Below are 13,970 nucleotides of genomic sequence, written 5' to 3' on the forward strand. Positions count from 1 at the left end.
AATATAAGGGGAATCTAGTTATGAAAAAAGCAGTTACGAAACTGACTCTTGGTTTGACTTCTACCGCTATTTTAGCTACAGTTGGGGCTCAAACTGTTCATGCCAACTCTTACGTTGTCCAAGATGGTGATTCATTTTATGCCATTGCAACTGCAAACGGAATGGATCCGCATGAGTTGGCAGCTTTGAATGGAAAAACCATCTTTGACACTATCCACCCAGGCGATGTATTGGAAGTGAGTGGTTCCGCTCAGCCTAGCTCTACCTACAGTGCTCCAGCTAGCACTGCGAATGTGGTATCAGATACAGAAGATGTTGTTGAAAAGACTCCGACAAACTATGGAAACTCTTATCCTGTTGGTCAGTGTACATGGGGTGTGAAAGAATTGGCGCCTTGGGCTAGCAACTGGTGGGGAAATGCCAACACGTGGGCAATCTACGCGAGTGCTCAAGGTTATAAGACAGGAAGTGTTCCAGTAGTAGGAGCAATCGCCGTTTGGGATGGTGGTGAATATGGACATGTTGCTTATGTAACAGATGTTCAAAGTGAAAACTCTATCCAGGTATTGGAAGCAAACTACAGACGTCAAAAGCAGATTGCAAATTACCGTGGCTTCTTTAATCCTCATGAATTTTTAGGTAACGTCACTTATATCTATCCAAACTAAAGATGATAAAAAGATTTAGAATTTCTAAGTCTTTTTTCTTTTTGAAGAAATTTCCTATCGTTAAGCTCCATCTTAGTGGCTAATTGCTGAAAAATTTTTAGATTTTGAAGCGAACAGGAAATTCTCGCTTTTAGATGCAGATAAACCATGTCTTTGTAGAAAATAGTTCTCAAGTCGAGAGGTAAAAGCAAGTTTTTTGAACTAAAAGAAAAATTTAGAGTTCGAGAAAGGTATCTGAAATCAAATTGATTCAGAAAATCCGTATTTTTGATGGTACAATCGTTCTATTATCTTCGATGAAGCCTCCAAAAGAGAAGTCAAAGTAAAAGAATTCGATTCACAGTAGTGACTAATCTCTAGTTAAAAACCGATCTTCGTTTTGAAAATAATCAAAAAAATGGTATAATGGTAGGAAAAGATTCGGCTGGAAGTTTTAGAACTTTTAGAATAAGAGGGTAAATTCACCCTATAATCAAGATAAATGAAGTTTCGGAGGGAAAATGAGTAATATTAGTTTAACAACACTAGGTGGTGTACGAGAAAATGGGAAAAATATGTACATCGCTGAAATCGATGGTTCTATTTTTGTTTTGGATGCTGGGCTTAAATACCCTGAAAATGAACAACTAGGTGTTGATGTCGTCATTCCAAATATGGACTACCTTTTTGAAAATAGCGATCGTATCGCCGGGGTCTTTTTGACCCACGGACATGCGGATGCCATTGGTGCCCTGCCTTATCTTTTGGCAGAGGCGAAGGTGCCTGTGTTTGGTTCTGAGTTGACCATTGAGTTGGCCAAACTCTTTGTCAAAGGAAATGATACGGTTAAGAAATTCAATGACTTCCATGTGATTGATGAAGATACAGAGATCGACTTTGGAGGGACTGTGGTTTCCTTCTTCCGTACAACTCACTCTATCCCAGAAAGTTTGGGAATAGTCCTGAAAACAGCTGAAGGTAGCATCGTTTATACAGGGGACTTCAAGTTTGACCAGACAGCTAGCGAATCCTATGCGACGGATTTTGCTCGTTTGGCAGAAATCGGTCGTGATGGTGTCTTGGCGCTCCTCAGTGATTCAGCCAATGCAGACAGCAATATCCAGGTGGCGAGCGAGAGTGAAGTTGGGGATGAAATTACTCAGACCATTGCAGACTGGGAAGGTCGTATCATCGTTGCAGCAGTTGCCAGCAACCTCTCTCGTATCCAGCAGGTTTTTGATGCGGCTGCAGATACAGGTCGCCGAGTTGTTTTGACTGGATTTGATATTGAAAATATCGTCCGCACTGCGATTCGACTCAAAAAATTATCTCTAGCTAATGAAAGTCTCTTGATTAAACCAAAAGAAATGTCTCGATTTGAAGACCATGAGTTGATTATTCTCGAGACGGGTCGTATGGGTGAGCCTATTAATGGACTTCGTAAGATGTCCATTGGTCGCCACCGCTATGTGGAAATCAAAGACGGGGACTTGGTCTATATCGTAACGACTCCATCTATCGCCAAAGAAGCCGTCATGGCGCGTGTTGAAAACATGATCTACCAAGCTGGTGGTGTGGTGAAACTCATTACCCAAAGCTTGCGAGTATCCGGACACGGAAATGCGCGTGATTTGCAGTTGATGATCAATCTTTTGCAACCAAACTACCTCTTCCCTATCCAAGGAGAGTATCGTGAGTTGGACGCGCATGCCAAGGCTGCCATGGCAGTTGGGATGTTGCCGGAACGCATTTTCATCCCTAAAAAGGGAACGACCATGTCTTATGAACATGGAGATTTTGTTCCAGCTGGAGCAGTTTCTGCAGGGGATGTCTTGATTGACGGAAATGCCATCGGGGATGTTGGAAATGTCGTCCTTCGTGACCGTAAGGTCTTGTCAGAAGATGGAATCTTTATCGTGGCAATCACTGTCAACCGTCGTGAGAAAAAAATTGTGGCCAAGGCCCGTGTTCATACGCGTGGGTTTGTTTACCTCAAGAAGAGCCGCGATATTCTCCGTGAAAGTTCAGAATTGATTAACCAAACGGTAGAAGATTATCTTCAAGGTGATGACTTTGACTGGGCAGATCTCAAAGGCAAGGTTCGTGACAATCTGACCAAGTACCTCTTTGATCAAACCAAGCGTCGTCCAGCAATCTTGCCAGTCGTGATGGAAGCAAAATAATAAGCAGAATACCTACAGAAAAAGTCGAAATTCGGCTTTTTCTTATAGAATAGTAAAAGGAGACAACCATGGCAGTTATGAATATTGAGTATTACTCAAAAGTTTTGGATATGGAGTGGGGTGTTACCGTACTCTATCCAGATGCTAGTCGGGTGACTGAACCAGATTGCACAGATATTCCTGTCCTTTATCTTTTGCACGGAATGTCAGGAAACCAAAATAGCTGGCTCAAACGTACCAATGTCGAACGCTTGTTGCGTGGAACCAATCTCATTGTTATCATGCCCAATACAAATAATGGCTGGTACACAGATACTCAGTATGGCTATAACTACTATACAGCTCTAGCAGAAGAACTCCCCCAAGTCATGAAACGTTTCTTCCCTAATATGACCAGCAAGCGAGAAAAGACCTTTATAGCTGGTCTCTCCATGGGTGGTTACGGCTCCTTCAAACTCGCTCTATCGACGAATCGATTTTCTCATGCGGCTAGTTTTTCTGGTGCGCTCAGTTTTCACGAATTTTCTCCTGAAAGTCAGGATCTTGGGTCACTTGCCTACTGGAGAGGAGTTTTTGGAGAAATCAAAGATTGGACAGCTAGTCCTCATTCGCTTGAAAGCATGGCTGCAAAATCCGATAAAAAGACCAAACTATGGGCTTGGTGTGGAGAGCAAGACTATCTTTACTCTGCCAATAACCTCGCAGTGAAAAACCTCAAAAAACTAGGTTTTGAGGTGACCTATAGTCATAGTCCAGGTAAGCACGAGTGGTACTACTGGGAAAAACAATTGGAGCGTTTTTTAGCTACTCTACCGATTAACTTTGTTTTGGAAGAGCGCTTATCTTAGTTTTAGTTTTTTTTCAGTTTTATTGAGTAAAATAGAGAATCTATCTTGATTATGGGAGACCATTGATTTTAAGATAGATTCTTATTTTTATGAAAGGTGGGACGTCATGTTCTGGATTATTCGATTATTGTTCCGATTTCTTTTGGGAATTTGGCGTTTCTTCTGGCGTCTGGTTTGGACTGTGGTCATTCTACTGCTCATTGCTTTTGGAGTGGTTTGGTATCTGACAGGAGATTTTCATTCTGCGGTCAATCAGGTTGAAAAAATGAGCAAGATTGGTCAAGGTGGCTGGAATCAATGGAAGGAGACGGGAACGCTGGAAGTCTTGTCTCAGACAGACAGTCACCAACATGCAGAAGGCAAGTGGGCTCAGGCCTCAGCTCGTATCTATATTGAGCCTCAAATGGATGAGACCTTCCAAGGTGCCTATGCAGAAGCCATAAAAAACTGGAATCAAACGGGAACTTTTACCTTTGAGGTGGTAGCGGATCCTAGTCAGGCAGATATTGTGGCAAGTGAGATGAATGATGGATCGACCGCTGTAGCAGGTCAAGCTGAGAGTCAAACCAATTTGTTAACCAAACAATTTATATCTGTAACGGTTCGCCTGAATCACTATTATCTATCCAATCCAAACTATGGTTATTCTTATGAACGGATCGTGCACACGGCGGAGCACGAGCTGGGGCATGCCATCGGATTGGATCATACCAACGAAACTTCTGTCATGCAGCCAGCAGGTTCCTACTATGGAATTCAGCCTCAGGATGTGAAGGCTGTTCAAGAGCTCTATACCAGTAGCGACTAGATGAAGTCGGTGCAATCTGAAAAGAAATCAAAGCTCCTCCAACAAGTGATTGGTGGGGCTTTTTGTTCGTCCTGTCACGGCCTTTTTGCTATAATGGAACTATGAATAACTTGATCAAATCAAAACTAGAGCTCTTGCCGACCAGCCCTGGTTGTTACATTCACAAAGATAAAAACGGTACCATTATCTATGTTGGAAAGGCTAAAAATCTGCGTAACCGTGTGCGCTCCTATTTCCGTGGCAGTCATGATACCAAGACAGAAGCTCTGGTATCTGAAATTGTGGATTTTGAATTTATCGTCACTGAGTCCAATATTGAGGCACTTCTCCTAGAAATCAACCTGATTAAGGAAAATAAGCCCAAGTACAATATCATGCTCAAGGATGACAAGTCCTATCCCTTCATCAAAATCACCAATGAGCGTTATCCTCGATTGATTATCACCCGTCAGGTCAAAAAGGATGGAGGTCTTTATTTTGGACCTTATCCTGATGTGGGGGCAGCCAATGAAATCAAGCGACTACTGGACCGGATTTTTCCTTTTCGGAAATGTACCAACCCGCCTTCAAAGGTTTGTTTTTACTACCATATTGGCCAGTGTATGGCCCATACCATCTGTAAAAAAGATGAGTCCTATTTTAAGTCCATGGCTCAGGAGGTTTCTGACTTCTTAAAAGGGCAGGATGACAAAATCATCAATGACCTCAAGGGGAAGATGGCAAAGGCGGCTCAAAGTATGGAGTTTGAACGGGCAGCGGAATACCGTGACCTGATTCAGGCCATTGGAACGCTTCGGACCAAGCAACGGGTCATGGCGAAAGATTTGCAAAATCGGGACGTCTTTGGTTACTATGTGGATAAGGGCTGGATGTGTGTTCAGGTTTTCTTTGTTCGTCAAGGCAAGCTCATTGAGCGGGATGTCAATCTCTTCCCCTACTACAATGATCCGGATGAGGACTTCTTGACCTATGTGGGACAATTCTATCAAGAAAAATCCCACCTGGTTCCCAATGAGGTGCTGATTCCGCAGGATATCGATGAAGAAGCCGTTAAGGCTTTGGTGGATACCAAGATTTTCAAGCCCCAACGTGGAGAGAAAAAACAACTGGTCAATCTAGCCATCAAAAATGCCCGTGTTAGTCTGGAGCAGAAGTTCAATCTGCTAGAAAAATCAGTCGAAAAGACCCAAGGAGCTATTGAAAATCTGGGACGCTTGCTCCAAATCCCGACCCCAGTCCGTATCGAGTCCTTTGATAACTCTAATATCATGGGAACCAGTCCTGTTTCAGCTATGGTGGTCTTTGTCAATGGCAAACCGAGTAAAAAAGACTACCGAAAGTACAAGATAAAAACGGTTGTTGGCCCAGATGACTATGCTAGTATGCGAGAGGTTATTCGCAGACGTTATGGCCGAGTTCAACGTGATGGTTTAACCCCGCCAGATTTGATTGTCATTGATGGGGGGCAAGGTCAAGTCAATATCGCTAAGCAAGTCATCCAAGAAGAGCTAGGTTTGGATATCCCAATTGCAGGTCTGCAAAAGAATGATAAGCACCAAACCCATGAATTGCTCTTTGGAGATCCGCTGGAAGTGGTGGAGTTGTCTCGCAATTCTCAGGAATTTTTCCTCCTCCAACGCATTCAAGATGAGGTACACCGCTTTGCTATCACTTTCCACCGCCAACTGCGCTCAAAAAATTCCTTTTCTTCACAACTGGATGGGATTGAAGGATTGGGACCTAAACGCAAGCAGAATCTCATGAAGCATTTTAAATCTCTCGCTAAAATCAAGGAAGCCAGTGTAGATGAGATTGTCGAAGTTGGGGTACCAAGGGCAGTCGCAGAAGCTGTTCAGAGAAAGTTGAACCCGCAGGAAGAAGTGGAGTTGGCTCAAGTGGCGGAAGAAAGAGTGGACTACCAAACAAAAGGAGATTATGATGAACCATAAAATCGCAATTTTATCAGATATTCATGGAAATGTGACTGCCTTAGAAGCAGTGATTGCAGATGCTAAAGCACAAGGAGTCAGTGAATACTGGCTCATGGGAGACATTTTCCTCCCTGGTCCAGGTGCAAATGACTTGGTCGCTCTGTTAAAGGAACTTTCTATCACTACAAGTGTTCGAGGCAATTGGGATGATTGTGTCCTTGAGGCTTTAGATGGGCAATATGGCTTGGAAGACCCACAGGAAGTCCAGCTCTTGCGTATGACGCAGTATTTGATGGAGCGAATGGATCCTGCAACGATTGACTGGCTACGAAGCTTACCTATGCTAGAAAAGAGAGAAGTTGACGGACTGCGTTTTTCTCTTTCTCATAATTTGCCAAATAAGAACTATGGTGGTGACTTGCTAGTTGAGAATGATACAGAGAAATTTGACCAACTCCTAGATGATGAAGTTGATGTGGCAGTCTATGGTCATGTTCACAAGCAGTTGCTTCGTTATGGCAGTCAAGGGCAACAAATCATCAATCCAGGGTCGATTGGCATGCCCTATTTTAATTGGGAGGCGTTAAAAAATCACCGTGCTCAGTATGCTGTGATAGAAGTAGAATATGGGGAATTGGTAAATATTTTATTCCGAAAAGTTTCCTATGATTATGAAGCAGAGTTAGAATTAGCCAAGTCCAAGGGGCTTCCTTTTATCGAAATGTATGAAGAACTACGTCGAGATGACAACTATCGAGGGCACAATCTAGAACTCTTAGCTAGTTTAATAGAAAAGTATGGGTATGTAGAAGATGTGAAGAAATTTTTGGAGGCTATAAAGTCAGAATATAAGGTAGACTAGTTTCTTAACCCCCCTGAAAATTAGTTGGAACTGGATGAGGAAAAACCTGATTTTAATGATAAGTTTAAAACCATGGCTTCATCCGTGTTCCAATTTCTTTCTATGAAAAATCTCTGTAAGCTCTTTCAAAATATGGTGGAATGGATGCAGTAGAATTAGAAAAGGAAATCGTAAGTGAACTATGCTAAACTTGAATTCAATGCACAAGACCATAGTGGCTATTGGTCCTATATTATAAGGTAATTAAGACCAAGTTACTTTATAGAATGGTATAAGGAGGTATATCAATGAATAAGCGAAAAAAATGGGGTATCATCGCTTTAGTAATCTGTGTCATAGGAGGGATTATAATGTTTAGTTTAAATCACCAAAAAGAAAAAACGTTGGAAGAGAAAATGAGAATCGAACAGGATAGGATGGCACTATTTGTAGTTAATAGAGTAAAATTAAAAACACAGAATCCGATTGAAACTATAGAATTTATAGAATTCAGAAAAAATGAAACAACAGGAACCTGGCGAATAACACTTGTAATCAATGGAGCGGCAACAATATCCCTATCAGAGGATGCTTTTGGGGATGTTATACGGACATCTGGATATTATTTAGAAGACATGTCTGTTGACGAGACGGATGCTCCTTATACAAAGACAATTGATAATATAAAAATTAGATATCTAGGGGAAACTAAGAATGACGAGTGAGAGAGATTTTAGATATATTGTTGATGATGTTTATGCTGTAGATTCTCTTAAAGTGAAAGTTCCTTTAAAAGAAGGGGCAGTAGTAGCACAAGGAAAATTTAAAATTATAACACCTCCTGTTGACAACACCTCCAACGGTATGCAGGCGATGGCGGTTGCTCCTGTGGATAAAAATGGGAATGTGGATTATAGCCATGTAGTGATTGCCTATGCAGGGACGAATAAAGATGATCGACTTGACATCCAAACAGATATCCAATCAATAGGATTTGGTGATAGACAGGTGTTGTCGGATTTGAAAACAAAGACATTTAGAAAATCTCAATTTCAAACGGCTCTGAGTTTTGCGGAAGAAATCGAAAAAACTTATCCCTCTGCTAAAATTACAACTGCGGGGCATTCGCTTGGAGAGTCTCTGGCTATGTATGTCGCTTTAAAGCGTGGTTATGCCAATGTTAATTAAAATAGCTGTTTATGTTATACTATAAGGTAGTTGAGGCTAGTTGCTTTATAGAATGATATAAGGAGGTGTGTTAATGAATAAGCGTAAAAAATGGGGTATTATTGCTTTAGTAATTTGTGTAATAGGAGGAATCGTGATGTTTAGTTTAAATCATCAAAAAGAAAAAACATTGGAAGAAAAAATGAGAATCGAACAGGATAGGATGGTATTGTATTTAGTTAATCATTATGAGGGAATCAATGAAATAGAATTTAATGATATAGAAAATAATGCTACAACAGGTTCAAGAACTGCGTTATTAACTCTAAATAAAGAACTTGAAATGGAAATTACTTTCTTTAAATTTAACGATAAAACTGACAATTATGTAATTAGTTGGAATAAAAGATTAAATTTACAAGAAAAAAATGAAATCACTAATCAACAAACAATAGATAATATTAAAGTGAAATATTGGAGCAAGTGATGAAAATAACAGATAAAAATTATAATGATATTGTTGATGGAGTTTATAATGTTGATGCAGGAAAAGTAAAACGACCTTGGAGAGACGATAAGATTTTTAAATCAAATGGACAAACTTTTCGAGTTCTTAGTGCAAAAGACAACACCTCCAACGGTATGCAGGCGATGGCGGTTGCTCCTGTGGATAAAAATGGGAATGTGGATTATAGCCATGTAGTGATTGCTTATGCAGGGACGAATAAAGATGATCGACTTGACATCCAAACAGATATCCAATCAATAGGATTTGGTGATAGACAGGTGTTGTCGGATTTGAAAACAAAGACATTTAGAAAATCTCAATTTCAAACGGCTCTGAGTTTTGCGGAAGAAATCGAAAAAACTTATCCCTCTGCTAAAATTACAACTGCGGGGCATTCGCTTGGAGAGTCTCTGGCTATGTATGTCGCTTTAAAGCGAGGTTATGCCAATGTTGGGTATAATGGGCCAGATATTCATAACTTGATTTCGAAAGAAGAAATCAAGTATATGCAAGAACATCCAGAACAATTTCGCAATTTCCGTCATAAGTATGATGTTATTGGCAATATTACGGGAAATACGACTCAAACAGCTATATTTCCCTACATCTACCCTGCAAAAGATAACTGGGGTGACAAGTTAGAATATCATAACTTGTCCCAGTGGCGATTTGATGAGAATGGCCAGCTAGTTGATTTGGATGGAAAACGTGTCACAAATCTCAAAGTAACGGCATTAGCAGAAGCAACAGCGGGTATGTACCGCTACCAAAAAATTAAAAGCTACCTCTCGGCAGATGGTTTGTCAAGTAGGGAAGAGATATACTTGGATAGCTTGCAGGGAATGGCTCTAGGGGAAGGAATGGCTAATGCGGCTCGAGCTGGTGCAGACGACGTCAAGCACCTTCAAGAAGAGGTGGTGTCAAAAGCACAAGAACTATGGAATCAGCTTGACTTTAGTAGTTTCCGATACCTGAGTTATGATGAAGTTCTATCGACTTTTGCGTCTGCGGGTGTGACTCAGGATACGATTGTCGGTTCAGTTAAGCAAGATTTTGAGCAAATGAATCAAAAGGCTGAAAAACTAGCCACAGAGTTTGATACCCTTAACCAACAGATTATCCAAGTCATTGAGAGTAAACTGGCCACAGATAAGGAATTGGCAGGAGAATTTAGAAAATGGAACAGTCGGATTTAGTCTTCCAAAAGTTAAAAGCAAAAGAAAAAGAGCATTATGATTTGGAAGATGAGTATCTAAAGCGGAAAGCAACTTTTACGAATCAATATAACGAACTCTATGAACGTCGAGACCGCCTTGCCCGAATCATTGAAGACGAAGCTAGCAAAATGGATGTCTTTCTTCAAAAGGGACAACACAGTTACCAAGATGGAGAACAGTTTTATAGGAGTTTGCAACAATTGATGGAGGATTCTCAGTTTGCGTGTAGGCGTAGAGAAGATGAATTGCAGTACCATGAAGAGATGTTAGATAGAGATTATCGTAAAAAGCAAGATGAGTTAGAACAGACAATCGGAGATTTAAGGAGGTCATATGCTCGCACCATTAAATGAATATTACACAGATGAAGAATATGAATTTGCTTTACGTCAGATGTATCGCATGATGGAGAGGAATAGAATCTATACAATGGCGACAGTAATCTTAAAGGAAAAAAATTCTTTGCAAACCAACTATAAAGAAAAAGTGAGAGAAAGTGCGGAGGAGACAAAAGTCGCTATTGGGAAAATAAAATCACAGATGGATACGGCCATAAAAGGTCAGGTAAAGAAAAAGTTGGAAGAAGTGACAACGGAGAAGCTATCTCAGTATGATTCCATTTGCTAATTTTATGGTGAGTGATATAGAATAATTATTACAAACTGCACAGAGCAGTTTGTTTTGCTCTTGCTTTTCCTATGAAAAATCTCTGCAAGCTCTTTCAAAATATGGTAGAATGGATGCAGTAGAATTAGAAAAGGAAATCGATTATGAAATTTCTTGAATTAAATAAAAAACGTCATGCGACTAAGCATTTTACTGATAAACCAGTAGATCCCAAAGATGTGCGTACGGCTATCGAAATCGCGACTTTGGCTCCAAGTGCCCACAATAGCCAGCCATGGAAGTTTGTGGTTGTTCGTGAGAAAAATGCTGAATTGGCAAAATTAGCTTATGGTTCGAACTTTGAGCAGGTGTCATCAGCACCTGTAACCATTGCTTTATTTACCGACACAGATTTGGCTAAACGTGCTCGTAAGATTGCCCGAGTTGGTGGTGCTAACAATTTCTCAGAAGAGCAACTTCAATATTTTATGAAGAATCTGCCAGCTGAGTTTGCCCGATACAATGAGCAACAGATTAGTGACTACCTGGCCCTTAATGCTGGTTTGGTTGCCATGAATTTGGTTCTCGCTTTGACAGACCAAGGGATTGGTTCCAATATTATCCTTGGTTTTGACAAATCAAAAGCCAACGAAGTTTTGGACATCGAAGACCGCTTCCGCCCAGAACTCTTGATTACGGTAGGTTACACTGACGAAAAATTGGAACCAAGCTACCGCTTGCCAGTAGATGAAATCATCGAGAAAAGATAGAAAGAAGAAAAAATGACAGCAATTGATTTTACAGCAGAAGTAGAAAAACGCAAAGAAGACCTCTTGGCGGACTTGTTTAGCCTTTTGGAAATCAACTCAGAACGTGATGACAGCAAGGCCGATGCTGAGCATCCATTTGGACCTGGGCCGGTAAAAGCCTTGGAAAAATTCCTTGAAATCGCAGACCGCGATGGCTATCCAACGAAAAATGTTGATAACTACGCAGGACATTTTGAGTTTGGTGAAGGAGGAGAAGTTCTCGGAATCTTTGCTCACATGGACGTGGTGCCAGCTGGTAGCGGTTGGGACACGGACCCTTATACACCAACTATCAAAGACGATCGCCTTTATGCGCGTGGTGCTTCAGATGACAAGGGTCCTACAACGGCTTGTTACTATGGTTTGAAAATCATCAAAGAATTGGGACTTCCAACTTCTAAAAAAGTTCGCTTTATCGTCGGAACTGATGAAGAATCAGGTTGGGCAGATATGGACTACTACTTTGAGCATGTAGGACTTGCGAAGCCAGACTTTGGCTTCTCTCCAGATGCTGAATTCCCTATCATCAATGGTGAAAAGGGAAATATCACAGAATACCTCCACTTTACAGGTGAAAATACAGGTGCAGCTCGTCTTCACAGTTTCACAGGTGGTTTGCGTGAAAACATGGTCCCAGAATCAGCAACAGCAGTCGTTTCAGGTGACTTGGCTGACTTGCAAGCTAAACTAGATGCCTTTGTTGCAGAACACAAACTCAGAGGAGAAATCAAAGAAGAGGCTGGCAAATACAAGGTGACTGTGATTGGTAAATCAGCTCATGGTGCTATGCCTGCTTCAGGTGTCAATGGTGCGACCTATCTGGCCCTCTTCCTCAGTCAGTTTGACTTTGCAGGACCTGCAAAAGACTACCTCGACATCGCTGGTAAGATTCTTTTGAATGACCATGAGGGTACAAATCTCAAGGTTGCTCATGTAGATGAAAAGATGGGTGCCCTTTCTATGAATGCCGGTGTCTTCCGCTTTGATGAAACAAGTGCTGACAATACCATTGCCCTTAACTTCCGTTATCCAAAAGGAACAAGCCCAGAGCAAATCAAGTCAATCCTTAAAAACTTGCCAGTGGCTTCAGTTAGTCTTTCTGAACACAGCCATACCCCTCACTATGTGCCAATGGAAGATCCGCTTGTGCAAACCTTGTTGAATGTCTATGAAAAACAAACTGGTCTTAAAGGTCACGAACAAGTCATTGGTGGCGGTACCTTCGGTCGCTTGCTGGAACGTGGAGTTGCCTACGGTGCCATGTTCCCAGACTCAATTGACACTATGCACCAAGCCAATGAATTTATCGCCTTGGACGATCTCTTCCGAGCAGCAGCAATCTATGCAGAAGCTATCTATGAATTGATCAAATAAAACGATAGAAGTCTGAGATTTTATGCTTGGACTTCTTTTTGGAGGGAAAACAGATGTCTCAAATTGAAAGAATCAAGCAAGCCATTATGGCGGATCCGCAGAATACCAGCTATACAGAACGCGGAATTGAACCTCTCTTTGCGGCGCCAAAGACTGCCCGCATCAATATTGTCGGTCAGGCTCCTGGGCTTAAAACGCAAGAAGCTGGGATTTATTGGAAGGATAAGAGTGGCGATCGCTTGCGTGAGTGGCTAGGTGTGGATGAAGACACCTTTTACAATTCAGGTTATTTTGCAGTTCTGCCCATGGATTTTTACTTTCCAGGACATGGCAAGTCGGGTGATCTTCCACCTCGTACAGGTTTCGCAGAAAAATGGCATCCGCAACTCTTGCAAGAGTTGCCCGATATCCAATTAACTCTCTTGATTGGGCAATATGCCCAAGTCTATTATTTACAAGAGAAAGTTAGTGGCAAGGTGACAGAACGGGTAAAACATTACCAGAACTACTTACCAACCTATTTCCCCCTAGTTCACCCTTCTCCTCGTAATCAAATTTGGATGGCTAAGAATCCTTGGTTTGAGTCAGAAGTGGTGCCCGATTTGAAAAAAAGAATTCAAAAGATTCTTGGAGAAACAAAATGAAAGAAATTATTTTTAACGATTTTTACCAGCTTTATCAAAATGAGCAACTTTCTCTAGTGGACGTGAGAGAAGCAGAAGAGTTCGAGACGCTTCATTTAGAAGGTGCTCAGAACCTACCACTTAGTCAATTAGCCGATATTTATGATCAATTGGACAAGGACCTCTTGCATTATGTCATTTGTAAATCAGGAATGCGTTCAGCACGTGCTTGTCAGTTTCTAGCTGAACAGGGTTATGACGTTATCAATGTTCAAGGTGGAATGACGACCTTTGAAAATCTTTAAACCTCTATAGCGATAGATCCTAATCTTCCCTTGCTTGGTTTTAACCGAGTGAGGGATTTTATTTTTAGACTATTCTTATTTTTTAAAATATTGAAAACATTCA

General features: G+C 41.2%; 16 protein-coding genes. All 16 read left to right on the forward strand.

The features are described 5' to 3' along the window. Window positions 1-20 precede the first annotated feature (20 nt). The 16 genes from B7720_RS05875 to B7720_RS05950 all read left to right on the forward strand — a co-directional run bounded on the left by B7720_RS05875 (window position 21) and on the right by B7720_RS05950 (window position 13,867). Window positions 21-668: a COG3942 and LysM peptidoglycan-binding domain-containing protein gene (locus tag B7720_RS05875; RefSeq protein ID WP_084857042.1), complete on the forward strand. Its 648-nt coding sequence runs from the start codon at window positions 21-23 to the stop codon at window positions 666-668. Between the two features lie 500 nt (window positions 669-1,168). After that, entirely contained in the window at window positions 1,169-2,830 is a 1,662-nt protein-coding gene (locus B7720_RS05880; protein WP_065371644.1) for a ribonuclease J, read from the forward strand. A 68-nt stretch (window positions 2,831-2,898) separates the two neighbouring features. Then, window positions 2,899-3,678 (forward strand): alpha/beta hydrolase, encoded by a 780-nt coding sequence (locus B7720_RS05885; protein WP_084857044.1) that lies wholly within the window; start codon window positions 2,899-2,901, stop codon window positions 3,676-3,678. Between the two features lie 106 nt (window positions 3,679-3,784). Next, the gene (locus B7720_RS05890) at window positions 3,785-4,486 is read left to right on the forward strand and encodes a M57 family metalloprotease (RefSeq protein WP_084857046.1); all 702 of its coding nucleotides are present in this window, start codon (window positions 3,785-3,787) and stop codon (window positions 4,484-4,486) included. A gap of 101 nt (window positions 4,487-4,587) precedes the next feature. Continuing rightward, on the forward strand, window positions 4,588-6,435 hold the full coding sequence (gene uvrC / locus B7720_RS05895; protein ID WP_084857048.1) for an excinuclease ABC subunit UvrC: 1,848 nt from the start codon (window positions 4,588-4,590) through the stop codon (window positions 6,433-6,435). Further along, the gene (locus B7720_RS05900) at window positions 6,425-7,279 is read left to right on the forward strand and encodes a metallophosphoesterase family protein (RefSeq protein ID WP_084857050.1); all 855 of its coding nucleotides are present in this window, start codon (window positions 6,425-6,427) and stop codon (window positions 7,277-7,279) included. Before uvrC ends, B7720_RS05900 begins: the two co-directional genes overlap by 11 nt. A 287-nt stretch (window positions 7,280-7,566) precedes the next feature. Then, window positions 7,567-7,983, forward strand: a complete 417-nt coding sequence (locus B7720_RS05905; RefSeq protein WP_084857052.1) for a hypothetical protein — start codon at window positions 7,567-7,569, stop codon at window positions 7,981-7,983. After that, window positions 7,973-8,446 carry a hypothetical protein gene (locus tag B7720_RS05910; protein ID WP_084857054.1) on the forward strand — a complete coding sequence of 158 codons (474 nt, stop codon included), beginning with the start codon at window positions 7,973-7,975 and terminating at the stop codon, window positions 8,444-8,446. The genes B7720_RS05905 and B7720_RS05910 overlap by 11 nt, the downstream gene beginning before the upstream one ends. Before the next feature lie 73 nt (window positions 8,447-8,519). Beyond that, window positions 8,520-8,912 carry a hypothetical protein gene (locus B7720_RS05915; RefSeq protein ID WP_001042358.1) on the forward strand — a complete coding sequence of 131 codons (393 nt, stop codon included), beginning with the start codon at window positions 8,520-8,522 and terminating at the stop codon, window positions 8,910-8,912. Further along, on the forward strand, window positions 8,912-10,129 hold the full coding sequence (locus tag B7720_RS05920; protein WP_000704552.1) for a Tle-like phospholipase domain-containing protein: 1,218 nt from the start codon (window positions 8,912-8,914) through the stop codon (window positions 10,127-10,129). Before B7720_RS05915 ends, B7720_RS05920 begins: the two co-directional genes overlap by 1 nt. Further along, window positions 10,111-10,503, forward strand: a complete 393-nt coding sequence (locus B7720_RS05925) for a hypothetical protein (protein ID WP_000438034.1) — start codon at window positions 10,111-10,113, stop codon at window positions 10,501-10,503. The genes B7720_RS05920 and B7720_RS05925 overlap by 19 nt, the downstream gene beginning before the upstream one ends. Continuing rightward, window positions 10,484-10,777: a hypothetical protein gene (locus B7720_RS05930; RefSeq protein WP_000880830.1), complete on the forward strand. Its 294-nt coding sequence runs from the start codon at window positions 10,484-10,486 to the stop codon at window positions 10,775-10,777. Before B7720_RS05925 ends, B7720_RS05930 begins: the two co-directional genes overlap by 20 nt. Before the next feature lie 143 nt (window positions 10,778-10,920). Then, the gene (locus B7720_RS05935) at window positions 10,921-11,526 is read left to right on the forward strand and encodes a nitroreductase family protein (RefSeq protein ID WP_084857056.1); all 606 of its coding nucleotides are present in this window, start codon (window positions 10,921-10,923) and stop codon (window positions 11,524-11,526) included. A 12-nt stretch (window positions 11,527-11,538) separates the two neighbouring features. Then, complete coding sequence (gene pepV / locus B7720_RS05940) at window positions 11,539-12,939, forward strand: dipeptidase PepV (protein WP_084857058.1); 1,401 nt, start codon at window positions 11,539-11,541, stop codon at window positions 12,937-12,939. Between the two features lie 53 nt (window positions 12,940-12,992). Further along, window positions 12,993-13,583, forward strand: coding sequence for a uracil-DNA glycosylase family protein (locus tag B7720_RS05945; protein WP_084857059.1), 591 nt, complete (start codon window positions 12,993-12,995; stop codon window positions 13,581-13,583). After that, window positions 13,580-13,867: a rhodanese-like domain-containing protein gene (locus tag B7720_RS05950; protein WP_084857061.1), complete on the forward strand. Its 288-nt coding sequence runs from the start codon at window positions 13,580-13,582 to the stop codon at window positions 13,865-13,867. Before B7720_RS05945 ends, B7720_RS05950 begins: the two co-directional genes overlap by 4 nt. Window positions 13,868-13,970: the final 103 nt, after the last annotated feature.

This window comes from Streptococcus oralis subsp. oralis (genome assembly GCF_002096455.1).
Classification (GTDB): domain Bacteria; phylum Bacillota; class Bacilli; order Lactobacillales; family Streptococcaceae; genus Streptococcus; species Streptococcus oralis_CY.

Coding starts and splice junctions, on each gene's coding strand:
- B7720_RS05875 (WP_084857042.1), top strand. CDS start 21: ATGAAAAAAGCAGTTACGAAACTGACTCTTGGTTTGACTTCTACCGCT.
- B7720_RS05880 (WP_065371644.1), top strand. CDS start 1,169: ATGAGTAATATTAGTTTAACAACACTAGGTGGTGTACGAGAAAATGGG.
- B7720_RS05885 (WP_084857044.1), top strand. CDS start 2,899: ATGGCAGTTATGAATATTGAGTATTACTCAAAAGTTTTGGATATGGAG.
- B7720_RS05890 (WP_084857046.1), top strand. CDS start 3,785: ATGTTCTGGATTATTCGATTATTGTTCCGATTTCTTTTGGGAATTTGG.
- uvrC (WP_084857048.1), top strand. CDS start 4,588: ATGAATAACTTGATCAAATCAAAACTAGAGCTCTTGCCGACCAGCCCT.
- B7720_RS05900 (WP_084857050.1), top strand. CDS start 6,425: ATGAACCATAAAATCGCAATTTTATCAGATATTCATGGAAATGTGACT.
- B7720_RS05905 (WP_084857052.1), top strand. CDS start 7,567: ATGAATAAGCGAAAAAAATGGGGTATCATCGCTTTAGTAATCTGTGTC.
- B7720_RS05910 (WP_084857054.1), top strand. CDS start 7,973: ATGACGAGTGAGAGAGATTTTAGATATATTGTTGATGATGTTTATGCT.
- B7720_RS05915 (WP_001042358.1), top strand. CDS start 8,520: ATGAATAAGCGTAAAAAATGGGGTATTATTGCTTTAGTAATTTGTGTA.
- B7720_RS05920 (WP_000704552.1), top strand. CDS start 8,912: ATGAAAATAACAGATAAAAATTATAATGATATTGTTGATGGAGTTTAT.
- B7720_RS05925 (WP_000438034.1), top strand. CDS start 10,111: ATGGAACAGTCGGATTTAGTCTTCCAAAAGTTAAAAGCAAAAGAAAAA.
- B7720_RS05930 (WP_000880830.1), top strand. CDS start 10,484: ATGCTCGCACCATTAAATGAATATTACACAGATGAAGAATATGAATTT.
- B7720_RS05935 (WP_084857056.1), top strand. CDS start 10,921: ATGAAATTTCTTGAATTAAATAAAAAACGTCATGCGACTAAGCATTTT.
- pepV (WP_084857058.1), top strand. CDS start 11,539: ATGACAGCAATTGATTTTACAGCAGAAGTAGAAAAACGCAAAGAAGAC.
- B7720_RS05945 (WP_084857059.1), top strand. CDS start 12,993: ATGTCTCAAATTGAAAGAATCAAGCAAGCCATTATGGCGGATCCGCAG.
- B7720_RS05950 (WP_084857061.1), top strand. CDS start 13,580: ATGAAAGAAATTATTTTTAACGATTTTTACCAGCTTTATCAAAATGAG.